General features: G+C 67.6%; 22 protein-coding genes. 8 read left to right on the top strand and 14 right to left on the bottom strand.

Annotated elements, in window-relative coordinates:
* The first annotated feature begins 97 nt into the window (after positions 1-97).
* The 3 genes from ACPYN9_RS05325 (at position 98) to ACPYN9_RS05315 (ending at position 5,085) form a co-directional block, all read left to right on the top strand.
* Entirely contained in the window at positions 98-2,509 is a 2,412-nt protein-coding gene (locus ACPYN9_RS05325; RefSeq protein WP_424464589.1) for a heparinase II/III domain-containing protein, read from the top strand.
* On the top strand, positions 2,506-3,624 hold the full coding sequence (locus ACPYN9_RS05320; protein ID WP_424464587.1) for a substrate-binding domain-containing protein: 1,119 nt from the start codon (positions 2,506-2,508) through the stop codon (positions 3,622-3,624). The genes ACPYN9_RS05325 and ACPYN9_RS05320 overlap by 4 nt, the downstream gene beginning before the upstream one ends.
* A 339-nt stretch (positions 3,625-3,963) precedes the next feature.
* Positions 3,964-5,085 carry a TerC family protein gene (locus ACPYN9_RS05315; protein WP_424464586.1) on the top strand — a complete coding sequence of 374 codons (1,122 nt, stop codon included), beginning with the start codon at positions 3,964-3,966 and terminating at the stop codon, positions 5,083-5,085.
* 284 nt (positions 5,086-5,369) lie between these two features.
* Here ACPYN9_RS05315 and ACPYN9_RS05310 read toward each other — a convergent pair whose 3' ends face one another.
* The 4 genes from ACPYN9_RS05310 to ACPYN9_RS05295 form a co-directional block, all read right to left on the bottom strand.
* Positions 5,370-7,313: a glycoside hydrolase family 35 protein gene (locus ACPYN9_RS05310; RefSeq protein WP_424464585.1), complete on the bottom strand. Its 1,944-nt coding sequence runs from the start codon at positions 7,311-7,313 to the stop codon at positions 5,370-5,372.
* Positions 7,314-7,532: 219 nt separating this feature from the next.
* A complete protein-coding gene (locus tag ACPYN9_RS05305) occupies positions 7,533-8,480 on the bottom strand; it encodes a sugar kinase (protein WP_424464583.1) in 948 nt (315 codons plus the stop codon).
* A complete protein-coding gene (locus ACPYN9_RS05300; RefSeq protein WP_424464581.1) occupies positions 8,477-9,118 on the bottom strand; it encodes a bifunctional 4-hydroxy-2-oxoglutarate aldolase/2-dehydro-3-deoxy-phosphogluconate aldolase in 642 nt (213 codons plus the stop codon). The genes ACPYN9_RS05305 and ACPYN9_RS05300 overlap by 4 nt, the downstream gene beginning before the upstream one ends.
* On the bottom strand, positions 9,115-9,864 hold the full coding sequence (locus ACPYN9_RS05295; RefSeq protein ID WP_424464579.1) for an SDR family oxidoreductase: 750 nt from the start codon (positions 9,862-9,864) through the stop codon (positions 9,115-9,117). Before ACPYN9_RS05295 ends, ACPYN9_RS05300 begins: the two co-directional genes overlap by 4 nt.
* Before the next feature lie 129 nt (positions 9,865-9,993).
* On the opposite strand from ACPYN9_RS05295, the gene kduI reads away from it, so the two are divergent.
* Positions 9,994-10,827, top strand: coding sequence for a 5-dehydro-4-deoxy-D-glucuronate isomerase (gene kduI / locus ACPYN9_RS05290; protein WP_424464577.1), 834 nt, complete (start codon positions 9,994-9,996; stop codon positions 10,825-10,827).
* A gap of 26 nt (positions 10,828-10,853) precedes the next feature.
* On the top strand, positions 10,854-11,627 hold the full coding sequence (locus tag ACPYN9_RS05285) for an IclR family transcriptional regulator (RefSeq protein ID WP_424464575.1): 774 nt from the start codon (positions 10,854-10,856) through the stop codon (positions 11,625-11,627).
* A 1,442-nt stretch (positions 11,628-13,069) separates the two neighbouring features.
* On the opposite strand, the gene dctA is transcribed toward ACPYN9_RS05285, so the two are convergent.
* The gene (dctA, locus tag ACPYN9_RS05280) at positions 13,070-14,776 is read right to left on the bottom strand and encodes a C4-dicarboxylate transporter DctA (RefSeq protein ID WP_424464573.1); all 1,707 of its coding nucleotides are present in this window, start codon (positions 14,774-14,776) and stop codon (positions 13,070-13,072) included.
* A 160-nt stretch (positions 14,777-14,936) separates the two neighbouring features.
* Here dctA and ACPYN9_RS05275 point away from each other — a divergent pair, with 160 nt between their 5' ends.
* Positions 14,937-15,896 carry a TAXI family TRAP transporter solute-binding subunit gene (locus tag ACPYN9_RS05275; protein ID WP_424464571.1) on the top strand — a complete coding sequence of 320 codons (960 nt, stop codon included), beginning with the start codon at positions 14,937-14,939 and terminating at the stop codon, positions 15,894-15,896.
* Between the two features lie 3 nt (positions 15,897-15,899).
* On the opposite strand, the gene ACPYN9_RS05270 is transcribed toward ACPYN9_RS05275, so the two are convergent.
* The 7 genes from ACPYN9_RS05270 to ACPYN9_RS05240 form a co-directional block, all read right to left on the bottom strand.
* Positions 15,900-17,282: a HAMP domain-containing sensor histidine kinase gene (locus tag ACPYN9_RS05270; protein WP_424464569.1), complete on the bottom strand. Its 1,383-nt coding sequence runs from the start codon at positions 17,280-17,282 to the stop codon at positions 15,900-15,902.
* Positions 17,282-18,004, bottom strand: coding sequence for a response regulator transcription factor (locus tag ACPYN9_RS05265; protein WP_424464567.1), 723 nt, complete (start codon positions 18,002-18,004; stop codon positions 17,282-17,284). The genes ACPYN9_RS05270 and ACPYN9_RS05265 overlap by 1 nt, the downstream gene beginning before the upstream one ends.
* Positions 18,005-18,014: 10 nt before the next feature.
* On the bottom strand, positions 18,015-18,542 hold the full coding sequence (locus ACPYN9_RS05260) for a DUF3995 domain-containing protein (protein ID WP_424464565.1): 528 nt from the start codon (positions 18,540-18,542) through the stop codon (positions 18,015-18,017).
* Positions 18,543-18,550: 8 nt separating this feature from the next.
* Positions 18,551-18,937, bottom strand: coding sequence for a VOC family protein (locus ACPYN9_RS05255; RefSeq protein ID WP_424464564.1), 387 nt, complete (start codon positions 18,935-18,937; stop codon positions 18,551-18,553).
* 159 nt (positions 18,938-19,096) lie between these two features.
* A complete protein-coding gene (locus ACPYN9_RS05250) occupies positions 19,097-20,566 on the bottom strand; it encodes an acid phosphatase (RefSeq protein ID WP_424464562.1) in 1,470 nt (489 codons plus the stop codon).
* A 158-nt stretch (positions 20,567-20,724) separates the two neighbouring features.
* On the bottom strand, positions 20,725-21,642 hold the full coding sequence (locus ACPYN9_RS05245) for a UTP--glucose-1-phosphate uridylyltransferase (protein WP_424464560.1): 918 nt from the start codon (positions 21,640-21,642) through the stop codon (positions 20,725-20,727).
* 88 nt (positions 21,643-21,730) lie between these two features.
* The gene (locus ACPYN9_RS05240) at positions 21,731-23,041 is read right to left on the bottom strand and encodes a UDP-glucose dehydrogenase family protein (protein WP_424464558.1); all 1,311 of its coding nucleotides are present in this window, start codon (positions 23,039-23,041) and stop codon (positions 21,731-21,733) included.
* Between the two features lie 187 nt (positions 23,042-23,228).
* On the opposite strand from ACPYN9_RS05240, the gene ACPYN9_RS05235 reads away from it, so the two are divergent.
* The gene (locus tag ACPYN9_RS05235) at positions 23,229-23,819 is read left to right on the top strand and encodes a YdcF family protein (RefSeq protein ID WP_424464556.1); all 591 of its coding nucleotides are present in this window, start codon (positions 23,229-23,231) and stop codon (positions 23,817-23,819) included.
* 21 nt (positions 23,820-23,840) lie between these two features.
* Here the strand turns inward: ACPYN9_RS05235 and ACPYN9_RS05230 are convergent, their stop codons facing one another.
* Both ACPYN9_RS05230 and ACPYN9_RS05225 read right to left on the bottom strand, forming a co-directional pair.
* The gene (locus tag ACPYN9_RS05230) at positions 23,841-24,809 is read right to left on the bottom strand and encodes a GDP-mannose 4,6-dehydratase (protein ID WP_424464554.1); all 969 of its coding nucleotides are present in this window, start codon (positions 24,807-24,809) and stop codon (positions 23,841-23,843) included.
* Positions 24,810-24,856: 47 nt separating this feature from the next.
* Positions 24,857-25,840, bottom strand: coding sequence for a GDP-mannose 4,6-dehydratase (locus ACPYN9_RS05225; protein WP_424464552.1), 984 nt, complete (start codon positions 25,838-25,840; stop codon positions 24,857-24,859).
* A gap of 95 nt (positions 25,841-25,935) precedes the next feature.
* Here ACPYN9_RS05225 and ACPYN9_RS05220 point away from each other — a divergent pair, with 95 nt between their 5' ends.
* Complete coding sequence (locus ACPYN9_RS05220; RefSeq protein ID WP_424464550.1) at positions 25,936-26,715, top strand: acyltransferase family protein; 780 nt, start codon at positions 25,936-25,938, stop codon at positions 26,713-26,715.
* Positions 26,716-26,761 lie beyond the last annotated feature (46 nt).

Raw genomic sequence — 26,761 nt, 5'->3', positions numbered from 1 at the left:
TGGTGACGATCGAAAGCGTAGCAATCAATCTCGAACACAACAATGCGGTTATGATCGTGCATGATCGTTTACGATCGGTTCGTACAGGAGGTCAACGATGACAGCACCCGCCCCCGCGGTTCCGTTCCGTGGCGCCCTGACGCGCGCACTTGAAGCACAGCTCGGCCTGCGCGAATCGGCGGACCTCGCCCAGGCGCTCAGCACGGTCGTCGCCGCCCCCGACGCCGCGCTCCCGGTCGCAGCCGCATCCACCTGGCCGACGGGCGCGCCCGACCCGCGGACGCTCGGGGCAGCGCCCGGCTTCGTCGCCGGCGAGGCCGCGCGCCCGGCCCCCGGCGCATCCACCCCGATAGGCACGCCCGACCCGCGCACGGTCGCCGCGATGACCGATCGGGTCCAGCAGGAACGCGGCACGCCCTGGCCGCAGCCCCGCGCCAGCGACGCCGCCCGCTACCACGGCGACGGCGACCGCATCGCGTGGGAGACCCCCGCCTTCGCGCGGCAAGAACGACTCACCCGCACCGCAATCGCCGCCACCGCAGACCCGACACTGCTCGCCGACGTCGTCGACGGCGTCACCCTCCTCTGCGAGCAGAGCTCCTGGTGCTGGCCCGCGCACGACGACACCTTCGCTAAGCGTGGTGCCGTGCTCGCGACCGTCACCGACCCCTACCTCGACCTCGGCGCCGGCGAAGTCGTCGGGCAACTCGCCTGGATCGACCAGCTACTCGGCGACCAGCTCGACCAGCACTACCCGGGCGTGCGAGCGCGCATCCGCCACGAAGCACACAACCGCGTGTTCGAGCCGTTCGAGCGCCGCCGAGACTGGCACTGGCTCGGCCTCGACGGAGACGCCCACAACTGGAACCCCTGGATCCACGGCAACGTGCTCGTCGCCGCACTCCGCCTGCTCGACGGCCCCGACGACAACGACCGGCGCACGCGCATCCTCACCCTTGTCGTCGAAGGGCTCGACCGGTACGTCAGCGTGCTCCCCCACGACGGCGCCATCGACGAGGGCTACGCCTACTGGTGGAACGGCGCATGCCGCCTGCTCGAAGCACTCGACCTGCTCACCCACGCCACGCGCGGGGCCATCGACCCCGTACCGAGCATCCCGGCCCTCCGCGAAACCATCGCCTTCCCGCACCGCATGCACCTCGGAAACGGATGGTTCGTGAACGCCGCCGACGGCCAAGCCAAACCGACCGCCGACCAGCCATGGCACTCGCTGCACCGGGCCGCGATCCGCGCAGGCGACACCGACGCGCAACGCTTCGCAGCCGCACACCGGCAGCCCAATCGCCCCGCCACCACCGAAAGCGAAGGACTCGGACGAGTGCTCCGAGGCATCACCGACGCCGCCTGGCTGCGCGCGCGACCATCCGCTCCCCCCGCGCCCGCCGCAACCTGGCTCAGCTCAACGCACATGCTCGTCGCCCGCGAACGCGACGGAACCGCCAGCGGGCTGACCCTCGCAGTCAAGGGAGGACACAACGACGAGCACCACAACCACAACGACATCGGCAACGTGCTCGTCGCCTCCGACGGAACACCCGTCATCGTCGACGCCGGACGGCCCAGCTACGACGCACGCACCTTCAGCGACCGCCGCTACGAGCTGTGGCCCATGCAGAGCGAATGGCACAACGTGCCCCTCATCGCCGGGCGCGGGCAGCCGAACGGACCAGCCTTCGCAGCAGAGGTCATCTCGGCGCAGACCGCCCCGTCACCCGCACTCGAACTCGAGCTCGCCGGCGCCTACGAGCCCGGCACCGTCGACACCTGGCGGCGCCACGTCACCCTCGACCGCGAGCGCCGCGAGGTGCGCATCCACGACGCCTGGCGCCTGCCGGCGGGGGCTCCGGGGGCGGCGGCTCCGAGTGCGGCGGCTCCGAGTGCGGCGGCTCCGAGCGCTTCGGCTCCGGGGGCGGCGGCTCCGGGTGCTTCGGCTCTGGCTCCGACTCCGGCCCCGGCTCCGGCTCCGGCTCCGGAAAGCCAGGCACCTGCTACCCCCACAAAGTTGTGGCAAAGCGCAGCCGAAGACGCGCCCAACAACACTTCCCCACAACTCTCGGCCGCCGACAGCACTTCCCCACAACTCTCGGCCGCCGACAGCGCCGCCACGCAACTCGCGGCGGCCAACAGCACCGTCCGGCAACTCTCGCCAGCCAGCAGGACCACCCCCGCTCAACCGGCCCCGCCACCGCCCACGCAGGTCCGTCTGCTGCTCGCGGGCGACGTCGCGCGTGACACTCAGAGTGACGACACAGTGATCGTCACCCCGATTGGGGGCGGTTCTCGCGTCTACGTCACTTGGAGTGCGAGCGCAGCCGCGACACTCACTCCGATCGACCTCGACGACCCGATGCTGGCGGACGTCTGGGGCCCTAGACTCGTGCGACTCGACCTCGATGTCGCCGACCGGTCAACGATGACCGTCACCGTGCGCCAAGAGCACCCGACACCGCTCTTGGGAGAGACAGGAACTGTGGGGGACGCAGCATGATGGAACAGGGATCACGGCTTGCCGCGGAGCGGCGCGACCTTATCCTCGAGCGGTTGCTCGCTTCGGGTGCGGTTCGGGTTGCCGAGCTGACTGAGGCGCTTGAGGTCACGCCGGTCACGCTCCGCCGAGACCTGCAGCAGCTCGAGGCCGAGGGACTTCTGGTGCGCGTGCATGGCGGCGCGGTGCTGCCACCGGACGGCGCTCCGGCATTGCAGGCTCGTCAGGCGGCGAACGGCGCCTCGCAGTCGAGCGGGGCACCGCAGACCATTGGGGTGCTGGTGCCGTCGCTTGATTTTTATTGGCCGCGCGTGATCCGGGGCATGGAGCAGGCGGCCCGTGAACGCGGCGCGAAGCTGCTGCTACGTGGCACGTCCTACGAGATGCAGGATGAGCGGCCCGTGCTTGAGCGCATGGTCGAGCACGAGGGCGTGGCGGGTCTTGTCGTCGCGCCCAACACCGACACTGATCATGCCCGCGAGGTCATCGAGTGGCTGCACGATTCCGGGTTGCCGTTTGTGCTCGCGGAGCGCGACGCCGTCTGCGGCCCGGAGCGTACGCCCGCGGAGTCTGTCACAACCGACCATGCCCTCGGCGCGGTGCTCGCCGCCCGTCACCTCGCGCAGCTCGGGCATCGCAAGGTCGGACTGTTCATTTCGCGCAATTCCCCGACGTCGCGCAAGATCATCGCCGGCTGGTCGGCCGCGTGCCGCGAGTTAGGGCTCACCCCGGGTGAGCACGTGGAGCGCATCCTCCCCGACCGGCGCGACCCGCGCTTCTCAGGGGCGGTGGATGCGGTGCTCGATGCGGTCCTCGAGGCCGGCGTCACGGCACTGCTCGTGCACTCAGATCGGGAGGCGATGGCAATCATCGATGTGGCGCTGGCCCGTGGGCTCAGCGTGCCCGAGGATCTGTCGGTCGTCGCGTACGACGACGAGGTCGCTGACCTGTTCACGCCCGCGCTGACGGCGGTGACCCCTCCGCGGTCGTCGCTTGGCCGCGCCGCGGTCGAGACGCTGCTGGCGCGCATCCACGATCCGTCGCGTCCAGTGCACCGCACTGTGCTCAGCCCGAGCTTCAACTCTCGGCTGTCGACGGCGCCGCCGCGGAGCGTCTGAGCGAGGGAGCGGGGCGCGGGGAGCGGGGCGCGGATGCGCGGGGCGCGGGATACGCGAGGCCGCGTCACGCGGTCGGCCGGCCGCCCCGCGAGGGCCCGCCGTTTGGGCCCATCAGCTCATCTGGGCTGCTCCTGGGGAATCTCCCAGGTTGTCTTCCCGGGAGCCTGTCTAAGATCTCCGGAAGCAAGGGGAGTACTCCCGTCTGCGGTGTGCCCGTCAATACGAGCGTGATTCCACGTTCCGGGGCGCCGGTTCCATCAGTTCAGCGTCGCTGAGCTGGCGGGGCGGAGGAGACCTTGGTGTCGTTGTCGAACACCAAATCCCCTTTGGAGTACCCACATGCAGGTCACCACCACTGTCTGGTTGATCACTATCGCGGTGACAATCGGATTCTTCGTCTACGAATTCTTCGCCCACGTGCGGAAGCCGCACGAGCCCACGATCGGCGAGTCGGCGCGCTGGTCGGCGTTCTACATCGGACTCGCGCTGCTGTTCGGCGTCGGCATCGGACTCGTCACCGACTGGCGCTTCGGCGGCGAGTACTTCGCCGGGTACCTCACCGAGAAGGCGCTGTCGCTCGACAATCTGTTCTTGTTCCTGATCATCATGACCGGCTTCGCGGTGCCGAAGATCTACCAGCAGAAGGTGCTGATGATCGGCATCGTGATCGCGCTCATCATGCGCGGTGGGTTCATCGCGGTCGGCGCGGCCCTCATCGAGAACTTCTCGTGGGTGTTCTACCTGTTCGGCGCGCTGCTGTTCGTCCTCGCCTACCAGCAGATCAAGGGCGACCACGGCGACCCCTCGAACAACGCGTTCATGCGGTTCGTGCGGCGCATCCTGCCTGTCACCGACGAGTACCACGGCGACAAGATGACCGTGAAGATCGACGGCAAGCGCTTCGTCACGCCGATGCTCCTCACCATCGTCGCGATCGGCTTCATCGACCTCGTGTTCGCGCTCGACTCGATCCCTGCGATTTACGGCCTCACGAACGAGGCGTACATCGTGTTCACCGCGAACGCATTCGCGCTCATGGGTCTGCGCCAGCTGTTCTTCCTCATCGGCGGACTCCTCGAGCGCCTCGTCTACCTCAGCCAGGGCCTCGCCGTGATCCTCGGCTTCATTGCCGTGAAGCTCGTGTTCCACGCGTTGCACGTCAACGAGGTGCCGTTCATCAACGGCGGCGAGCCGCTGCTGTGGGTGCCCGAGATCCCCATCTGGTTCTCGCTCATGTTCATCGGCTCGACCATCGCCGTCGCGACCATCGCGAGCCTCATCAAGACCAAGGGCGACCGCAACAAGGCGGAGCGTTCGACGGTGCAGGGCGAGCCGATCGAGACGGCCGCGGATGCGGGCGATGCGACCAGCAGCACGAGCGTGGCGGGTTCGGCGGATGCGGGTGCGGGTACGCCGGGCGCTGACTCGAGTACCTCGCCCCGCTCATCCGCCCACGGCTAGCAATCCGCTCCGCAAGCCCCGGCAAGCAAGCCAAGGCGAAGCCATCGCTGCCCGCGCCTCAGAGGGCGAAACGCCGGGCAGCGATGGGATTTGGGACCATCGCTGCCAGAGAAAGAGCCCATGAGTTTCGCGAACACCTAAGCGCTGCCAGCGGAATGGCCCCTATGAGGCAGCTCATAGGGGCCATTCCGCTGGCAGTGATGCGGTGGGTGCGCGGGACACGGGGAGGCGGGCGGCGGCAGCGGCGGCGCGGCGGCGGCGGCACAGCCGCGCCGCAGCGGCCCCTACTCCTCGAGGGGGCCGAGGAACGGGGCCGCGACGAAGCTCGCGACCGGCGACACTGTGACTTCGAGTTCGATCACAACGACCACGTTCGTGCCGGCGCAGAGCACCGGGCTCGGCACGTACAACGTCTGCTGCGGACCACTGCGCCAGTAGCGCCCGAGCAGGAAGCCGTTCACGAACGCGTATCCCTTGCCCCACTTCGAGGTGTCGAGGTAAAGGTTGCTCGGTTCCTCGAGATAAAAATCCCCGCGCAGGCCCGACAGCCCGCCCGCGGCGGCACCTCTAGCCTTGGCTCGGGCAAGTGCGGTCCCGGCCACGCGGTGCTCGGTCCCGGCCACCGCCATGGCGGCCTCCGAACCGCCCGCATCCCGGGCAGCCCCAGCGCCCCGGGCAGCCCCCGCATCCCGGGCAGCCCCAGCGCCCCGGGCAGCCCCAGCGCCCCGGGCGTCCTCGGCGGCGGGCACCGCGTCGGCGTCGCCCGCCGCGCCGATCGCAAGCCCCGCCGCGGCGACGTCGATCGGGGTCGCCGTCCACCCGTCGAGCGGAACCCCGTCGAGCAGTGGCGTGCCGATGATGCCCTTCTCTTCGCCGATGCGTTCGGCGTAGTTCACGCGGCCCTGCTCTTCGACGAGCACCTGCAGTCGGCGGCCGGGCGGCACGGCGATGGCAGTCTCGTGGAGTGTCCGTGAGAGCGTCCCGACGGGCACGCCGTCGACCGCCACCCACGCGAAGTCGCGCACCTCCTCGAATGCCAGCAGCCGCAGGCCCCCAGCGTCGCCCGCTGCTTCCGGCAGGTCGACCTCGTATCTCACGAGCGCGCTGAGGTGTTCGATCGCGTCGAAGGTCGGCGGGAGCGGATGCGCGACACTGGACGCGGACGGCAGCCACGCATCCGCCGCCACGGCCGACAGGGGAACCGTGAGCTCCGGCGCGGGCCCCGCCACGGCCGGCGTCTCGGCGGGCACGTCGGCGTACTTCGCGATCACGTCGCGGAACGCGAAGTACTTCGCCGTCGGATTCCCGGCCTCGTCGAGGGGCGCGTCGTAGTCGTAGGAGGTGGCGATGGGCAGGTAGCGGCCCTTGTGGTTGGCGCCGTTGGTGAGTCCGAAGTTGGTGCCGCCGTGCACCATGTAGAAGTTGACGGATGCGCCTGCCGCGAGGAGCGCGTCGAGCTCGCGGGCCGCATCCGCGACGCTGGTGGTGTGGTGGAAGGCGCCCCACCAGTCGAACCAGCCGTCCCAGAATTCGGCGCACATGAGCGGCCCGGTGGGCTGGTGGCGGCGGAGGGTGGCGAGGCGCTCGTCGGCGCGCGAGCCGAAGGAGCCGGTGAGGTGCACGCCGTCGACGCTGCCGTCGCTCAACATCTGGTCGGTGGGCTGGTCGATGGTGGTGAGCGGCACGGTGATGCCGGCGTCGCGCGTGGTCTCGACGAGCCGCTCGAGGTAGGCGGTGTCGTTGCCGTACGCGCCGTATTCGTTCTCGATCTGCACGAGCACGACCGGCCCGCCCGCGCTGATCTGCCGGGGCGCGACGATGTCGTAGACGCGCCGCAGGTACGTCTCCACCTCGGCGAGGTACGTCGGCTCCGAGCGGCGCAGTCCGATGCCGGGCATCGCCGTCAGCCAGGTCGGCAGGCCCCCGTTGTGCCATTCGGCGCAAATGTACGGGCCGGGGCGCACGATCGCGTGCATGCCTTCGGCGGCGATGAGGTCGAGGAACCGGCCGAGGTCGTTCCAGCCGGTCGCGTCCCACTCCCCCTTGCGGGGTTCGTGCGCGTTCCAGGCGACGTACGTCTCGATGGTGTTAAGTCCCATGAGCTTCGCCTTGTGGATGCGGTCGGCCCACTGCTCGGGATGCACGCGGAAGTAGTGCAGCGCCCCAGAGAGCACGCGGTGCGGTTCGCCGTTGAGAAGGAAGTGTTCGTCGCCGATCTCGAAGGTCATGCGGATGCTCCAGTTCGATGTGGTTGTTGCGCCGCGTCTTCGCGGCGCTCGGTGGAGGGGGTGGATGCGCGGGGGCTCGCGGCGGTCGTTCGAGTTGGTTCGCGCCGGGGCGGGACGGCCGCGCGCGACTTCGGGTGAGGATGTCGCCCGACACCGGGTGAGGACATCGCCCGTCACCGGGTGACAGCTTCGCCCGACACCGGGTGAGGACGTCGCCCGTCACCGGGTGACGGCGTCGCCCGTTCCTTCGATGAGGCCGCGCACGTCGCCCCATCTTGGCTGCGACTCCCAGTCGCCGTCGGCGCGGCAGGCGCACGCTCCGCAGGCGGCGGCGGTGCGCATCCGCTGCTCGAGCGTGCCCCCTCTGGTGAGCTCGACGAGGTAGCCGGCGGCGAATGCGTCGCCGGCGCCGACGGTGTCGACCACGTCAACGCGGAGGGCCGGCACTTCGACATCGAAGTCGCCGTCGACCCCCGATGCGCCGTGCTCGCCGCGCTTGATGAGCGCCTGCGTGGGCCCGAGGGCCTGGAGGGCGCGGGCCTGCTGGAGGGGCGTGCCGTCGCCGACGATCATCGCGGCCTCGTCGTCGCCGGCGAAGACGATGTCGCTGAGGGCGACGAGCTCGCGGTACCGGGGCGCGGCCGCGTCGGCGGACCACAGCTTGCTCCGATGGTTGACGTCGAACGACACCGTGACGCCGCGCTCGCGGGCGAGGCGCACAGCACTCAAGATGGTCGCGGCCGAGCTCTCGCTCAGCGCCAGGCTGATGCCCGTGACGTGCAGCACGTCAGCGCCGGCGACGACCTCGGTGGGCACGTCGGCCGGGGTGATTCGGCTGCCCGCGAACCCGCGCCGGTAGTAGGTGACGCGACTGTGCCCCGGACGCGGCCGGTCCTTAATCATGAGCGCGGTCGGCGCATCCGGGTCGACCGTCGCGTGCAGCTGCACCTGCTCGGCGCGGAGCGTGCGCAGGATGCGGTTACCGATGGCGTCGTCGCCGACCCGACCGATCCAGGCCGACTCAGCGCCGAGCCGAGCCGCGGCGATCGCAACGTTGCTCTCGGCGCCACCGAAGCTCATCTCGGCCTCCGACTGCAGATCGAAGCCGCCCGCACGGCGCGCAAGCACCAAGCCCAACGACTCCCCGATCGTGACGATGCCGCTCACGGCGCCGTCACCTTGCCCTGGGCCACGCGAGCGGCGACCGCTGCGGCCTGGCGCGCCTCCGCGGCAACGGCGTCGGCACCCGCATCGAGCAGCTTCGCGCTGCCCAGCCAACTGCCGCTGGCAGCGAAGACCGCCGGATGCTCAAGATGCTCGGCGAGGTTCGCGAGCGTGATGCCGCCGCTCGGCATGAACGTAATGCCGCGGAACACCGACGCGTAGGCACCGAGCAGTGAGAGTCCCCCGAACGTCCCCGCCGGGAATAGCTTCAGCTGCGTCAACCCCAGATCCCGGGCGGCCGTGATGTCGGTCGGCGTGATCGTGCCGGGGAGGATCGGCACCCCGGCGCGCTGCGCCAGGCGAACGACATCGGCGGACAGCCCAGGCGACACCAGGAACTGCGCACCCGCATCCAGTGCCAACTGCGCCTGCTCCACATCGAGCACCGTGCCCGCACCGACGACCAGGTCGGGGCGCCCCGCGACGTGACGCAGCGCATCTAGTGCCCCGTCGCCGCGCAGCGCGATCTCGACGATGCCGATGCCGCCCGCGACAAGTCCGTCGGCGAGCGCCTCAGCCTGCGCGATCGAGTTCGGCGTGGACAGCGGCACAACGCGGTGCCCGTCGAGCACACTGCTCATCGCGCGAGCCACCCTCCGTCGACAGGAAGAACAATCCCAGTGACGTAGGCGGCCGCCGGGCTCGCCAAGAACACCGCAGCGCCCCCCAGGTCACTCGGATTGCCCCAACGGCCCGCCGGAATGCGCTCAAGAATCGCGCGCGAGCGGTCACTGTCTTCGCGCAGCGCCTCGGTGTTGTCGGTCGCGATGTACCCCGGGGCAATGGCGTTGACCGTCACCCCGCGCGAAACCCACTCGTTGCTGAGTGCGTGCACGAGCCCGGCGATCGCCGACTTCGACGCCGTGTAGCCGGGCACGTTGATGCCGCCCTGGAAGCTGAGCAGGCTCGCCGTGAAGATGACGCGCCCCTCGCCGCGCTCAACCATCGCGGCGCCGACGATCTGGCTCAGCACGAACTGGCTGGAGAGGTTGACCTGGATGACCTCGTCCCACCAGTCAAGCGAATGCTCGGCGGCCGGTGCGCGGCGGATGGTGCCGGCGTTGTTCACGAGGATGTCCGCGTGCTTCACCGCATGGCCGAACTCTTCGACGGCGGCTCGATCCGTGAAGTCAACGCCGTGCCCCTCGAAGCTGCGGCCGAGCGCGCGGACGCGAGCGCCGACCTCGCCGCCGTCGGCCTCCTGCTGCGAGGAGGCGGCGATGATGTCGGCACCTGCCTCCGCGAGCGCCGTGGCCATGCCGAGGCCGATGCCGCGGCGGGCGCCGGTGACGACCGCGGTCTTTCCGGTGAGATCGAAGCTGGTCATCGCGACCCTTTCGGTTCGGGTTTGGTTCGGTTCGGTTCCGGGGGTCAGCTCGGGTAGGTCCGTCTGGCGGAACTCAGTTTCATTCACCTACTATAGACACGCAACGAACGAACCACGAGAGGAACCCCCATGTCTCAGCAGTACCGCCCAGGCCGCCCGGAAGACATCCCAACCCTCGACCAGCAGGCCCTCCGCGACCGCTACCTCGTCGAACAGCTCCTCACGCCCGGCGAGATCCGCGTCGTCGCAACGCACTTCGACCGCGTCGTCACCGTCGGCGCCGTGCCCGTCGACGCACCCCTCAAGCTCGAGACCGTCGACGAACTCCGCAGCGAACACTTCCTCGACCGCCGCGAAATCGGCATCGTCAACACGGCCGGCGACGGCGTCGTCACCGCCGACGGCACACGCTACGAACTCGCCAAAACCGCCGTCCTCTACCTCGGACGCGGCACCGTCGACGTCACCTTCGAAAGCGTCGACCCCGCCAACCCGGCCGGCTTCTACGGCTTCAGCGCCCCCGCGCACAGCACCTACCCCAACACGCTCGTCACCCCAGAAGAGGGCACGATCCGCGAGCTCGGCGACCAGGTCACCTCCAACCGCCGCACGCTCCGCCAGTGCATCCACGAAAACGGCGTCAAGAGCTGCCAGATCGTCATGGGCGTCACCAGCCTCCACGCCGGCAGCATGTGGAACACCATGCCCGCGCACACCCACGACCGCCGCACCGAGGTCTACCACTACTTCGACCTCGAAGACGACCAGCGCGTCGTGCACCTCATGGGCGACCCCAAGGAAACGCGCCACCTCATGGTCGCGAACGGCGACGTCGTGCTCTCCCCGAGCTGGTCGCTGCACTCCGGAGTAGGATCTTCCAGCTACTCGTTCGTGTGGGCGATGGCCGGCGAAAACCAGTCGTTCGACGACATGGACTCAGTGCCGATCACCGCAATGCGGTGACGACTCCGACAACGAGGGTGATCAGGATGGACGACCAAGAGCAGTCGCCGGTTCCGTCCGCAGGCGCGAGCGAGAAGACACTGCTCGTGCTCGCGGCGGCCCTCGCGCATCCGCGGTTCACCGACATCGTCGCCGCCGCGGGACTCGCGAAGGCAACCGTCCACCGCATCCTGGGCACCCTCGTCGCGCAGGAATACCTCGGCGGCAACGCCGAACAGGGGTACCGCGCCGGCCCCAACCTGCTGGCGCTCGCCGGGCGCGCCATCGCCAGCGTCGACATCTCGCAGGTCGCGGCGCCCATCGTCGATGCGCTGGCCGCCGAAGTCGACTGCACGATCCACGTGGGCGTCGCGACCGACAGCGAAATGGTCTACCTGATCCGCCGCGACTCGTCGAAGCCGTACCGAATGCGCTCGCGCGTCGGCCTCGGCGTGCCGCTGCACAGCTCCGGCATGGGCAAAGTCGTGCTCGCCGATTGGGCGCCCGAGCGGGTCGACGCGCTCGCCGAACGCGTCGGACTTCCCCGACGGACCGACCTCACGATCACCAACCTCGACGCGCTGCACGACGAGCTCGCCCGGGTGCGGGAACGCGGCTACTCGACCGACCTCGGCGAGAACGAAGTCGGCACGGTCTGTGTGTCCGCGGCGATTCGCGACCACACCGGGGTCGTCACCCACGGACTCTCCGTGTCCTCGATCGAACTCGAGTACCCCGGGCACAGCATCGAAGCACTCGCCCCCGCCGCGATCGCGGCAGCCGACCGGATCTCCCGCGAACTCGGAGCACCCGGGGCCTGAGGCCTCGGCGGGGCTGCGACCGCGGTGAGGTTGCGGCCGCGGCGGGGTTGCGGCTGCGGCGGGGTTGCGCTGCGGTGAGGTTGCGGCCGCGGTGAGGTTGCGGCTGCGGTGAAGTTGCGGCTGCGGTGAGGTGCGCGGCCGCAGCGGGGGTGCGGCTGCGGTGAGGTGCGCGGCCGCAGCGGGGGGGGGTGCGGCTGCGGTGAAGGCGCCGACCGCGGCCGGGTCGCGACCGCGGCCGGGTCGCGACCGCGACCGTGGCGAGGTCCGCGCTCCTTGCTGATCTTCTTCCGTGCTCGGGTCTGCCTGTGACCGACTTCCGTGCTCGGGTCAGTCTCTCTGACCAGTTTTCTTGCTGTGGTTAACCTCTCTGGCCAGCGTCCATGGCCGATGTGTTTCTGCCTCCAACTCCCGCAAGTGATCCACTTCTCTGACCAACTTCCGTGCTCGATCAGTGACTGACACGATTCAGTCGCGAGATTCGGGCGTTTCAGCACTGAACCTGGACACGCGCCGGCCTGCCCGGGTCGCCCGAGCTCGATCCCGACCCGGCCAGTCACCGCAGTCACCGAGGCCGCCGCAGTCACCACGGCGGCAGCAATCGCGCAGTCACCACGGTCGCCGCAATAGGCACCGTCGCCGAAGTCGCCACAGTCGGCAGCGTCGCCACCGTCGCCACTGTCGCCAAAGTCGCCGAAGTCGCCATAGTCGCCACAGTCGGCACAGTCGGCACAGTTGGCACAGTCGGCTCGATCAGCAGACCTGATCCAGCTGCCCCTCAAGAAGTGATGACCGTGCTGCATCGCCAATTAAAGTGACGAGGCAACAGCTGGCGCCTCACAAACGACGGATTGGACCGCTACGTCACTCTGACTGTGAGCGAACAACAGTCCAGGGCGCCGAGACGAATCCGCCGGGGATCAGCCGCGAAGCGGCCGCTCGAGCAGGCGAAACCCCGTGGCTCGGCCGCGCTGACAGTCACAGTGACGTGGGCACCCCAAACGCCTTCGAAACGACGCTTTTGGCCGCGTCGTCACGCTGAGTGTCAATGGATAGGACAACAAGAACAGCGGAAAACTCGGCCAGCGGCCCGAACAGGCACCTTCGCCCGAGGAACCGAGACGCCGTAGTCCGCATGCCCCGCCACTCAGAGTGACGAGAGCTCGCGAAATGCCTCGAGATGGACGTCTTCAGCGACGTCGTCACTCGGAGTGTCAGCAAACAGGCCGATATTTTCGCCGAGAGAGCACGCCGGAGCGCCGGACAAGCGAGCGAGCGAACGAACAAACGGTGGGAGAGTCCCCTGCAGCCAGTCCCCGGGGTCACTCCCCCGCGGCTTCTTGCGTCGGTGCAACGAAAGGGGAAGGGCGAGGGCTCTCCGCGGTGATGGTGCCGCTTTGAGCCGAGCTCGCCCGTCCCCTTCGCCTTCGGCATTCCCCTTTGCGCTATGGCCGGTTGTTCGATCCGTCCGGCGCGTTCCCGCCGGGCGCACTGTGCCTGCTGGGCGCACCGTTCGCGCTGGGCGCGCCGTTCTCACCGGACGGGCCTCCAGCACTGTGCCCGCCGAAGCCAGAGCCCCCGCCCGAGCCCGCACCCGAACCCGAACCGATGCCAGCTCCCGAACCGATGCCAGCGCCCGAGCCGGAACCAGAGCCCGCGCTCGCGCCAGCACCCGCGCCCGCGCCGCCCCCGACCCCCTTCACTGCGAATTCGGTCTTGCGGTCGATGCTGTCGGTGGCGAGCTCGAGGTTGCTCTCGCCCTCTGCTCGCGCTTCGGCTTCTTCTTCGCCGTCGAGGCTCATGAGATGTTCGACGTCGACGTCGACGGGGTTGTCGAGCACTTCTTGCAGTCGGTCTCGGTCGAGTGCTTTGGTCCAGCGGGCGATGACGAGTGTGCCGATGCCGTTGCCGGTGAGGTTGGTGAGGGCGCGGCCTTCGGACATAAAGCGGTCGATGCCGACGATGAGGGCGAGTCCGACCATGGGGATGATGTGGTCGAATGCGGCGATGGATGCGGCGAGTGTCACGAGTCCGGCGCCGGAGACGCCTGCGGCTCCGTTGGAGGAGATGAGCATGAAGGCGAGGAGCGCGATTTGGGTGCCGATGGGTACGTCGACGCCGAATGCTTGGGCGATGAAGATGGCGCCCATGGACATGTAGATGGCGGTGCCGTCGAGGTTGAAGGAGTAGCCGGTGGGGATGGTGAGACCGACGACGTGTTTCGGTACGCCGGCTGCTTCGAGTTTCGTCATCATGCGGGGCAGCACGGTTTCGGAGGAGGAGGTGCCGAGCACGATGAGCAGCTCGTCCTTGATGTAGCGGATGTATTTGAAGATGCTGAAGCCCGCCCAGTGGCAGATGGGTCCGAGCACCAGGAAGATGAAGATGATGCAGGTCAGCCAGAAGGAGCCCATGAAGTAGGCGAGGTTGCCGAGGATTTCTGCGCCGTGTTTGCCGATGGTGAAGGCGATGCCGCCGAAGGCGCCGATGGGGGCGACCCACATGACGAGTTTGATGATGCCGAACATGACTTTGGCGAGCGAGTCCATGGCGCGGACGACTTTCTCGCCGCGCTTGCCGAGCATGGCGATGGCGATGGCGGTGAGGATGGCGAGCAGCAGCACTTGCAGGAGCTGGCCGTCGACGAACGCGGATGCGAAGGAGGTGGGGATGAGGGCGAGGATGAACCCGGGGAGTCCGTCGCCTCCGGCGTCGCCGGCGTCTGCGATGGTGGCGTCGGCTGCGGAGCCGTCGAAGCTGGCGATGTCGTAGTTGAGGCCGGCGCCTGGCTGGAAGACGTTGATGGCGATGAGGCCGAGTCCGAGGGCGATGACGGTGGTGATGTTGAAGTAGACGGCGGTGCGCAGTGCGAGGCCGCCGGCTTTGGCGAGGTTGCCGAGGCCGGCGATGCCGACGACGACGGTGGCGAAGATGGTGGGGGCGATGACGACTTTGACGAGGTTGATGAAGAGGGTCGCGAGCCAGCGCAGTTCGGCGGCGAAGGCGGGGAACAGCAGTCCGACGGCGACGCCGAGGGCGATGCCGACGAGCACCCACACGTAGAGGTGGTGCCAGAACGGCTTCTTTTTTCTCACCGGTTGCGGATCGGTGCTTCCGGCTTTGGCCCTCGTGGGGCTCGAGTCGTGGGTCACGGTGCTCTCCTTTGAACTCCAGCGTGTGCGTCGTCGTCGACGCGCAGTGGTCCAAGGGTCGCGAGTTGGTGGATGCGCGGCCAGGGGCAGGCGGGTTCCTTAAGGTGTTCTTGACATTCGCCGTGGGGGCCGCGGGTGGGCGCATTGTTAGGGTCGTGGGGTGCTGACTTCTCCGCAGAGCCAGACGTTTCCCCTGGGCGGCGCTGTCTCCCGGCGCGTCTTCTTGGGTGGCGCGGCCGCGACGTTGTCGTCGCTGGCACTCGCGGCGTGTGCGTCGCCAAAGCCCGCGGGTCAGGTGTTGACGTTGGCGACGGGGCCTGAGGGTGCGGTGTTCCGGGAGATCGGTGCCGCGTATGCGGACGCGGTCACCGGGTCGTGGCCGGGTGGCGAGATGCTGGTGCGTGATTCGGCGTCGTCGCTCGAGAATGCGCGGCTGCTGTCGGCGGGCGAGGTGGATGCGGCGCTCGTCAATGTGGATGTCGCGGCGGATTTTGAGGGTGAGATCGTGGCGCTCGCGCGCGTCTTCGACTCGGTGCTGCACCTCGTCGTGCCGCAGGGCTCCGACATCGCTGGCCTGCGCGGCCTGCAGGGCAAGACCATCGCGGGCGGACTCGAGCTGTCGGGCACCCGCTTCACGACGTCGGCGATCCTGACGGAGCTCGGCGTCGAGGCCACCTACGTGAGCCTTTCGCAGGCCGACTCGGTCGCGGCGCTCGCGGCGGGTGAGGTCGAGGCGGTGGCGAGCCTGACGGGCATGCCGACGCCGGCGATCAGCGAGATCGGCACCGGTCAGCAAGTGCGGTTCCTCGACCTGGGCCTCGACGCTGAGCAGCTCATCAACCGCTTCTCGCTCGTCTACTTCCCTGTCACGATCCCGTCGACGATGTACGAGGGCTTGCAGTCGGCGACGACGCTCGCGGTGCCGACGGTGCTCGCAGTGCGGCCGGGCATGGCGGATGCGCTCGCTGAGTTCCTCACTGACTGCTTGTTCAGCAACGCGGATGCGTTGTCGCATGTTCGCCCGGAGGCGGGGCAGATCAACCCTCGGACCGGGGCTGGCACGACGCCGATTGAGTTGCATCCGGGGGCTGCCGGTTGGTTCCGGGCGAACAAGCCGTGAGGTTCAGCTCGTGCCGCCCGCGTGCGGCACGGCCGCTTCGACTCGGAGGCCGCCGCCGGGCGCTTCGCTGAGGGTCAGCTCGCCGCCGATGTCGCGGAGGGCTTGCGCGACGATGCTGAGTCCGAGGCCGGTGCCTGGCAGGTTGCTGGTGCGGGGTGAGCGCCAGAAGCGCTGCGTCGCGTATTCCCGGTCGGCGGGCGAGAGCCCGATGCCGTTGTCGTCGACCGCGACGACGTACCGGCCTTCCCCGACTTCAGTGCGGCCGGCGATGCGCACCTCGGTGCCGCCGGAGAGCTTGAGCGCGTTGGCGACGAGTTCGCTGACGACGGCTTCGAGCCCGCCGGCGGGTTCTTGCACTTCGAGCGTCTCGCCCTGGAGGCGCACGGTCTGCACGTCGATGCCGACGCGGGCTCCCGCATCCGCCCACCTGAACGCGGCCCCGGCGAAGGCGTCGCCGACGGTGGAGAGGCGGGGCGGTCGGCTTTGGAATTGGGTGGCGTCGAGGAGGCCGGCGACGGTGCCGGTCATGCGGTCGATGGTCTCGATGGCTTCGGCGTGCACTTCGCGCGCTTCGGCGTCGTCGCGCAGGTACGGTTCGAGGTTCTCGACCGAGATGCGGGCGGAGGCGAGGGGTGTGCGGAGCTGGTGGGAGGCGTCTGAGACGAATTCCTGCTGCCGGGTGACGGCGGCTGAGACGGTGCCGACCATGGAGTTGAAGGTGGATGCGAGCAGGCGCAGCTCGTTGGGGCCGGCGTCGGTGCCGGCTTTGGCGTCGAGGTCGCCGCGGGCGACGGCGCCGACGGAGCGTTCGAGTTCTTTGACGGGTCGGAGGATCCACCGCGACATCGGCCACAGCAGCCAGAAGGCGACGATGCCCGGCGCGAGGATGGCGGCGCCGAGGATGAGCCATTCGCGGAGGATCGTCGCTCTGGCGGTCTCGGTGGGGACGTCGAAGACGAGGGCGCCGACGACTTGTGAGTCGCGGCCGACGGGGGCGACGATCGTGAGCCGTTCTGGGCCCCACGGCCACACGGTGGTGGTGATGTCGGGCGACTGGCCGGAGAGGGCGGCGTCGACGAGGCCGCGGTCGGCGTCTTCGACCTCGTAGGGCAGGCCGGCGGAGTGGATGATCTGCCCGTCGCGGTTGAGGAGCCAGGTCGGGGTGTCGAAGAGCTCGGCGTAGTCGTCGAGCTCGGCTTGGAGCCGGACGGGGTCGTTGCCGATGGCCGTGTAGGCGGCGGTCGAGAAGCGGGCGGCGTCGTTGAGGCGGTCGTTGGTGAGCTCGGCGGAGTGTCGGTCGGCGATGGTGATGGCGCTCGGGACGGCGATCGTGATGAGCAGCAGCACAAGCAGCGGGATGGCGCAGAGTACGAGTCGCCGGTGCATCAGCTGGGTCCCTCCGGGGCGCCGGGTGCCGCCAGGCTGTAGCCGACGCCGCGGATGGTCGTGATGGTGAGGTGCGTGCCGAGCTTCGAGCGCAGCGTGGCCATATGGGTGTCGAGCGACCGGGTCGCGGTCTCGACGGTGCTCTCCCAGACGCGGTCGAGCAGGTCCTCGCGGGTGACGGGCTGTCCGGCGCGGGATGCGAGGAGCCGGAGGATCTCGAACTCTTTCTGCGTGAGCGCCTGCGTGGTGTCGGCGCCGTCACCGTCGCTCGCCGCGATCGTGGCGGTTCGTGCGTCGGTGTCGAGGCGGAGCATCCCGAGCTCGATGATCGTCGGGTCTGGGGTGCCGGCGTAGCGGCGGATCTCGCGCGTGCGGCGGGCGAGGCCGTCGATGCGGGCAAGCAGCTCGGCGACGCTGAAGGGCTTGGTGACGTAGTCGTCGGCGCCGGCGCGGAGGCCCGCGATGCGGTCTTGTTCGCGGCCGTGCGCGCTGACGACGATGATTCCGACGGCGGGGTGCTGGCGGAGGCACGCGATGATCTGCGTGCCGAGGCCGTCTGGCAGCGACACGTCGACGAGCGCGAGTTCTGGCACTTCGTCGCGGATGCACGCGAGGGCTTCCGCGACGTCGGTGGCTCGCGTGACGCGGTGGCCGGCGTGCTTGAGGGCGCGGCTCAGCCCCCTTGCCAACTGGTCGTCGTCTTCGCAGAGCAGCACGCGCATGGGGTCGAGTTTATTTGACGGCGTGTGGGCGGCTCTCGGCGCTCGTTGCCGACACGGGCCGCGTGAGCCAGAGCCAGCCGGTGAGGGCGAGGCCCCAGACGAGGAAGAGCGGGTCCCAGAGCAGGGCGTGGCCGATCATCGCGTCGCGGTCGTAGCCGCCGTCCGGGACGAGGATGCCGAGCAGCACGGCGCCGCTCGCGACGATGTTCACGAGCCCGTAGAGCACGATGCCGGGGCCGCCCACCCAGCAGATCGCGCGCCAGAGTCGGGGCCAGGGCATCCGCTGCACGTCGACGGCGACGGGGATGACCGCGGCGAGCGCCTTCGCGAGCGCGACCCCGCCGAGCATGAGGCCCGACTCGAGCGGGGCGCGGTTGGCGAACTCGACGGCGACCGCCCCGATCGTAGGGAGCAGCCACGTGCCGCCGAGGGCCCAGTAGGCGCTGAAGGCGGCGTGCACGACACCTATCGCTACCGCGACGAGCACGAGGATGCGGGCGGTGGATGCGGTCCGCGTGGTGCGGGGGCCGTCACCCATCGTCGCCCCTACTCCCCCGGCGTCGTGTCGACCGCGTCCTCGAGGTAAACGAGGCCGTTGCCGTCGGGATCGGTGAACGAGAACATCGGCTCGACGTCGTCCCAGCGCAGCACCTCGTCGTTGTGCAGCTCGACGCCGCTCGCCTTGATACGGTCGTGCGCTTCCTGCGCGTCGCTCGTGCCGAGGCGCACGGCGATGGGGATCTCGCTGTCGTGCGGGAGCAGGACGATGCCGACGCTCGAGCCGGGCGGGCGTACTTCGACGTAGCGGGCGCCGGGCCACGCTTCGACATCCATGACGAGCTCGCAGCCGAGCACGTCGGTGTAGAAGGCGAGCGCCGCATCCTGATCGGCGACGGGAATCGAGACGCTGAGCACGCGTGTTGTCTTTGCCATGCGTCCAGTTCAGCGTGACCCGGCTGGGACCGCCAGGGGTTGGCGTGGATGCGCAGGGAGTTCGGTGGGTGGGGAACGGGTCGAGGCCCGCAGTCCGTTGCGTCCGGCATCGTGTGGATGCTCGAATGCCGCGGACTGCGGGCCTCGTGCGCCGGGCGGCTAGCTGTTCGCCTTCGCGGAGCGCTTGCGCAGCACGAACGCCGTCGCACCGGCGACGAGCAGGGCGAGTGCGGCGATCAGGCCTGTGCCGATGTTGTTGGCGCCGGTGGTTGCGAGCGCGTCCGATCCGTTGTCGGCCGAGCTGCCGCCTGCGGCCGGGGCCGTCGTCGACGGGGCGGGTGCCGTGGTGGCGGATGCGGTGGGGTCGACCGTGGGCTCGGCCGTCGCGGTCGCGGTCGGCTCTGCCGTCGGGGCGGGTGTCACGGTCGGCTCGGTGGTGCCGGGCGTTGTCGGCTCGGGCTGCTCGGCTCCCGCATCCACGATGCTGATCGTTCCGTCGGCGTTGACCTGCACCTCTGCGGCCATGGCGGCTGCGAGGTTGAGGCGCTGCCAGCTGCCTTCGGTGCCCTCGTCGAGGGGGTAGCCGGAGTCGATGGCGGTGAGCTCGAGCACCTGGCGGCGCTGTTCCGGCGTGAGGTCGGGGTGGCTGGTGATGAGCAGCGATTCCGCGTTTGCGGGGATCGTCACGTCGTCGCCGGCAGGCGCGATCTGCGGGAACTCATACGACATGCGCTGCTCGTAGACGGCAAGCGCATCCTCGTCCGAGAGGTACGGGGTGTCGGCGGCGATGCAGTCGGCGAGGGCCGCGCCGCAGCCGGCTTCGAGCACACCGCGAAGCTCGGCCTCAGCTTCGGTGAAGAGCTCACGGAAGGCGGGGTCGCTCATGCGGCGCTCGACGATGTGCTGGCCCATCATGCGGCCGCTCATGACGTCGAGCGGGTAGTGCGCCGCCATGACGATGCGGTTGTTGCCGGCCTCGGACGTGCGGGCGAGGATCTGCGGGGCGAGCTCGGGCAGCATCATCGACAGCGACGTGCCCTGCCAGTAAGCCTGAGAGGTGTGGCCGCTCGGGTAGGCACCACTCGTGGAGTCCCAGGCGTCGCCGCCCTCCTTGTCGCGGTACTGGAGGAGCTCGGGGAAGCGGATGTAGGGGCGGTCGTAGTCGAAGTAGTTCTTCGAGGGGTTCGACGACGAGTAGTAGCCGACGAGTCCGCCGCTCTTCGCGAGGAGCGCGTCGATCTTGGGGAGCTCGCCGGCGAGGCGCGCCTCAGCGTAGATCGCGCCGAGGTTCTCGCCAAGACCGTCGGCCATGGAGACGGACATGTCGTCGTACTGGTCGATGATCGCGCGATCGACCTGCTCGGGGGTCGCCGAGTTGTTGATCTCGACGGTCTGGCTGTCGTTGAGGGCGATGATGTCGGGGCGGTCGGTGACGATCCACGAGAACTGATCCATGATCGGCACGTAGTCGTACTCGGCATTCGACGGGTAGTCGTAGGTGAGCTGGTCGTCGGTGAACGGTTCGGCGGCGGATGCTGCTCCCGCGCCGAAGCCGGAGAGCAGCACCCCCAGCCCGGTCGTGACAGCGATGGTGGAGGCGAGGCGTCGTCGAGACGTCGTGATGCGCATGCGGGGTTCGGCCTAACGGTCGGGGGATGAACTCCGCGAGCGTAGGGACCCGGGGGAATCAGTCGGTGTCCGCTAGGTGGACGGCTAGTGAACTGGACAGCAAGTAACGGACAGGGACCCCGCTGGCATGCGGAGTCCCTGCCTTGAGCTACGCGGAGCTAGTCAGCCAGCTGCCCAGCGAAGCTCTGCAGCCATGGGCGCAGCTCGGGACCGAGCTTCGGGTCTTGGCTTGCGAGTTCGACGGTCGCTTTGATGTACTCGAGCTTGTTTCCGGTGTCGTAGCGGCGTCCGTCGTAGACGACGCCGACCACTCCCCCGAACGCGTCGGGGTCTCCGGCGAGCACCTCGAGGGCATCGGTGAGCTGGATCTCGCCGCCGCGACCGGGCGCCGTGCGCTCGAGCACCTCGAAGACCTCGGGACGGAGCAGGTAGCGGCCGATGACGGCAAGGTTGGAAGGCGCATCCTCGCGAGTCGGCTTTTCGACGAGGCCAGTGAGCTGGATCGTGTCCGGGCCGACGACACCCTGGTCACGCGGAATGCTCGTGTCATAGGCGGCAACACCATAGGCCGAAATCTGGTCGAGGTCGATCTCCTGCAGAGCGACGACGCTCGCGCCGGTCTGCTCGTGGACCTCGATCATGCGCTTGAGGAGATTCCCGCCCTCAGACATGATGTCGTCGCCCAGGAGCACGGCGAACGGTTCATGTCCAACGTGCTGCCGAGCACGCAGAACTGCGTGCCCGAGACCCAGCGGATCCCCCTGCCGGAGGTAGTGAACGTCTGCGAGGTTCGTGGCCGCGTTCACTCGAGCGAGCTTTTCGTGCTCACCACGGGACGCAAGTAGCGCTTCGAGTTCGGCGACGCGATCAAAATGATTCTCGAGAGAGACTTTGTGGCGCCCTGTGATCATGAGCACGTCGGAAAGCCCCGCTTCGACTGCTTCCTCGACGACGTACTGGATCGCTGGGCGATCGACGACGGGCAGCATCTCCTTGGGTATCGCCTTCGTGGCCGGCAAGAATCTTGTCCCGAGACCTGCCGCCGGGATGACCGCCTTAGTAATGGGTGCGCGCATAATCAAAAGCGTAGTGGCTCCTCATGTCGCCAGAGTGTCATCAATGTTGACGCGATCCCCACGAACTCGAGGACGATTGGGCGATCACCTACGGGCGCCCCATGCCCACGTATGTCCAACCCGCTGCCCGCCAGGCCGCTGCATCAAGGCAGTTTCGCCCGTCCACGACAAGTCGCGAGCTCACAAGTTGTGCAGCATATTTCGGATCGAGCTGGCGTCGATACTCATCCCATTCCGTGACCACGACTACAGCGTCAGCCCCCCGAAGGGCGTCGTCTCGATCAGCGACGAATGTGAGCTGCGGGTGTGCTCTACGCGCGTTGCTGATTGCCTGTGGGTCAGTTACCGTCACTTGAGCGCCGAGACCGAAGAGTTTGACCGCGACATCGAGCGCAGGCGAATCCCGAACATCATCACTGTGTGGTTTGAAGGCAGCTCCGAGGACCGTGACTCGCTTGCCGTATGCGGACCCTCCGAGCCCATCAACGACGAGACTGACCGCATGCTCCCGTCGCCGAAGATTGATCGCGTCCACCTCGCGTAGGAATCCGACAGCATCTCCCCGCCCAAGCTCCTCGGCACGAGCAGCGAAGGCTCTGATGTCTTTGGGCAGGCATCCACCACCGAAACCGATGCCCGCCCCGAGGAACCGCCGCCCGATTCTTACATCGTGACCGAGAGCGTCAGCCAACTGAGTAACGTCGGCCCCTGCTGCCTCTGCGATTTCCGCCATGGCATTGATGAAAGAGATCTTCGTGGCGAGGAAGGCGTTAGCGGAGACCTTGACCAGTTCGGCCGTCGCGTAGTCCGTGACGAGGAACGGAGTCCCTCCCACTACGGCAGGGCGGTAGACGTCGCGCAGCGTGCTCGCAGCGTCCTGACCGTCGTCGCCCTCTGACACGCCGACCACAATCCGATCAGGATCAATAGTGTCCTGAACAGCCCAACCTTCACGAAGAAATTCTGGGTTCCAGGCGAGATCGGCGCCGGTTTGTCGAACGCGAGGAGCAAGCGCGGTGGCCGTTCCGACGGGCACCGTGGATTTCCCAACGACAAGGTGCCCAGGCCCGATGTATCGAGAGAGGGACTCGAAGGCCGCTTCCACGTGAGTGAGGTCGGCCGCATAGCTGTTCTTCTGCTGCGGAGTACCCACGCCCACGAAATGCACCGTTGCATCCGCAATCGCGCTCATGTCAGTTGTAAACCGCAACGAACCAGATTCAACTCCTGCCACCAGAAGATCACTGAGACCAGGCTCGTAGAAAGGCGCGTCCCCCCGGGAAAGAGCTTCGATCTTCCCAGAATCGACGTCGATACCGACCACGTCATGTCCGATGGAGGCCATCGCAGCGGCATGGACGGCCCCGAGATACCCGCAGCCGATCACAGAAATTCGCACGAGTGTTCCTTACTTGTGGTGGCCTGACGCACCAGTCGCCGCGCTCAAGCCAGCTCAGTGATCTGCGCCCGCTGATCGCGGAGCGCCAGCGTCAGCATACTGTCGTCAGACTACGATCGTTCTCTGCCACCTGTTGCCTTGGTGGGCCCGTGCAAGTCCGCACCAACGCGATGAAAGGCGGCGAGCCGTGGACGATAGCTCCGATGAGGCACAGGCAAGTCGATTCAAGGACACGACCGTCTGGCGCTCTGCTGGCCTCGCTCTCGCAGCTTTTCTCGCTCTAGCGCTCGCCCCGATTCAGCCCATCTACTTCCCAGTGATGGATCAGCTGCAGCCTGCGGATGCAGTTATGGTCATGGGTCCGCCCGAGCAGTCTCGTCTTGACCTGGCCCGTGACCTCGTTGAGCGCGGTTACGCGCAGGAGATGGTGATCAGCGCTGGGAACTCACCGGGCCCCTACAGCATCAGGAGCACACGGTTCTGCATGGAACCCCAGGTGTTCCCTGTTCATTGCGAGCAGTCGGCGCCTTTCACAACCGAGGGCGAGGTGGCCTTCATGGCGCGCCTCGCCGAAGACAGATCATGGGATTCGGTGATCTTCATCACCTTCACCCCGCATGTCACGCGCGCACAGCTTTACGCCGACCGGTGCTTCCCGGGAACTTCCGTCGTGTTGAGCGATGGCGTCGAACAGCCCCTCGAGAGGCTCGCGATCCAGTACTTCTACCAGACGGGTGGCTTCGTCAAGGCGCTCTTCACGAGCGACGAGTGCCCTTAGGCTTGAGTCGCAGCAGGAGCGCTAGACACCGTCCTGGATCTGGTTGACATCCTGAGCGACCATGGCGGCGACGATGTCGGTGAAGTCTTTCGTGGGTGCCCAGCCGAGGTCGGTGCGGAGCTTGGTCGCATCTCCTCGCGTCTCGGCGGCATCGACCGGACGGTAGAAGCGCTCGTCGATCACGACGTAATGTTCCCAGTCCTGAACGCCAGCGGCGGTGAAGGCGGCAGCCACAAAATCGCGGACCGTGTGCGAGACGCCCGTCGCGACCACGTAGTCGCCGGGTTCTTCCGCGTTCAGGACGCGCACCATCGCGTCGACGTAGTCGGGCGCCCATCCCCAGTCGCGTTTCGCGTCGAGGTTCCCGAGCCGCAGCTCGGAGTCCAGTCCTGCCGCGATGCGCGCCGCGCCGTTCGTGATCTTGCGCGTCACGAACGACAACGGGCGGCGCGGGGACTCGTGGTTGTAGAGGATCACGGACGCCGCGAACGCGCCCTCCGCGCGCGCGAACCCGACCGCGTGCTGCGCGTACGCCTTCGCCGCCCCGTAGGGATTCGTGGGGGCGATCGGGGTTGACTCGGACTGCGGCGCGGGCGCGGTGTCCCCGAAGATCTCGCACGAAGATGCTTGCAGGAACCGCACCTCGTTCCCCGTGCGCGCGCGAACCCGCGACACCCCCTCAAGCAGGCCCGCGACCGCGACCCCGGACACCAGGCCCGCGAGGGCCGGCTGCTTCCAGGACTGCGCGACCGACGAGAACCCACCGATGTTGTACAACTGCTCCGGCTCGACCTCGTCCACGAGATCCGGCAGCGCCGCGACCTCCGAGAGGTCAGCGAGATGCGCGGTCACGCCGGGCAGCTCGTCCAAGACGCGCGCCTCCTCGGCGCTGCGCACGACCGCGTGTACCTCGTCACCACGCCCACGGAGCACATCAAGCAAGTAGGAGCCGTCCTGGCCGGTTGCCCCGGTCAGCATGATTCGTGACATGACTAGCCCTTCCGACGTACTCGACTGACACTCTCGAACGGGGACCCTCAGCGGTTGAGCTGCGCCTGCTCCGCGAGATCGCTCTCGACCATCATCTGCACAAGCCCCTCGAACGACACCGTCGGCGTCCAGTCCAGCTTCTCGCGCGCCTTCGACGGGTCACCGATCAAGAGATCAACCTCAGCCGGACGCATGAACTCGGGCGCCTGACGCACGTACGACTCCCAATCATCGATCTCCGCCGCCTTGAACGCGACATCGAGCAATTCTTTGATGGAGTGCGTCTCACCGGTCGCGACAACGTAGTCGTCACCCTCGTCCTGCTGCAGCATGCGCCACATCGCGTCGACATAATCACCCGCGAAACCCCAGTCGCGCTTCGCGTCGAGGTTGCCCATCACGATCTCGTCCTGCAGCCCCAGCTTGATGCGAGCGACCGCCTGCGTCACCTTCCGCGTCACGAACTCCGGACCACGACGCGGCGACTCGTGATTGAACAGAATGCCGCTCGACGCGTGCATCCCGTACGACTCGCGGTAGTTGATCGTCATGTAATGGCCGTACGTCTTCGCGACACCATACGGGGAACGCGGCCACAACAGCGTCTCCTCGCTCTGCGGGACCTGCTGCACCTTGCCGAACATCTCCGACGACGACGCCTGATAGAACCGCACCTTGTCCAGATCCGACCCCGCCCACAAGCGCGTCGCCTCGAGAATGTTCAACACACCCTTGCCCGTCACATCCGTCGTGACCGACGCGTTCTCCCACGAGTATGCGACAAACGAGATCGCGCCCAGGTTGTACACCTCATCCGGCTGCGACGCGTTCAACACCCGCGTCAACGACGACGCATCCGTGAGATCACCCGTCAGGATCTTCACGCCAGGAACCGTGCGCTGCACCAACTCCAGCTTCGGGTTGTTCTGCCCACGAATGAGCCCGAACACCTCATACCCCTTACCAAGCAACAGCTCCGCAAGGTAGAGGCCATCCTGGCCGGTGATTCCAGTGATAAGGGCGCGTGGCATAGTCCATCCAATACTCAGTCATGGGGGCACGGCGAGAGGCCAGTTCGCCCAGTGTACTGACGTCGCGCGCCTCCGTCAGCCGCTAGGCTAACGAAGTGTCCCCATCCCCCCTGCGAGACGCACTCTCGACGCGTGACAACGCGCTCAACTTTGTGCGACTCGGACTTGCCGTCGTTGTGATCTTCGATCACGCGTGGGCCGTCGGAGGGTTCTCGCCAGAACCAACCTTCGAACCGGCGATCTGGGCCGTCAACGGGTTTTTCGCGATCAGCGGATACCTGATAGCGGGCTCGAGAATGCGACTGAGCCTTGGGCAGTATCTGACGAGCCGATTCCTTCGCATCTACCCGGCGTACGCCGTTGTTCTCTTGGCCACGGCGTTCCTGTTAGCACCGATCTCGACGATACTGACCGGCGAGCACTGGTCTGCCCCAAGCGCAGGGGGCTATGTCCTACAGAACTCGGGTCTGTACATCTTCCAGCTCGGTATCGACGACACGCTGACGCAGGTGCCCTTCCCTCGAGCCTGGAATGGCTCTCTTTGGACCCTGTTCTATGAATTTGCCTGCTACATCGTAGCGGGACTCGTCTTGTCCCTAGCATTCGTCCGGCGCAGGCCACTCCTCAGTAGCAGCCTGCTGCTGACCGCGCTCATCGGTGCTCAGGTACTGATTTCGCCGGTCGCTGACAACGTCCATCCCGTAATCGTCAACATGCTGCGCCTGATGAGTTTCTTTGCGGCGGGCATGTTGTTGCATTTCTCGTCGACTCGGGTGAGTTCAAGACCGCGCAACGTTGTGATCGCGATCGGCCTGATAGCTGTCCTCGCTGCGTTCGGGCTAGCTGTATTGACCTGGGACGTTGTGAACGCTTGATGGTTTGAGGGAAACGAAAACCTCCGTGAGGATGTGGGTTACCACA

The sequence above is a fragment of the Pseudoclavibacter helvolus genome (assembly GCF_049707175.1).
GTDB lineage: Bacteria > Actinomycetota > Actinomycetes > Actinomycetales > Microbacteriaceae > Pseudoclavibacter > Pseudoclavibacter helvolus_A.
The sequence above is the reverse complement of the archived record's forward strand: the minus strand, read 5'-3'. Positions and strand labels throughout refer to the sequence as shown.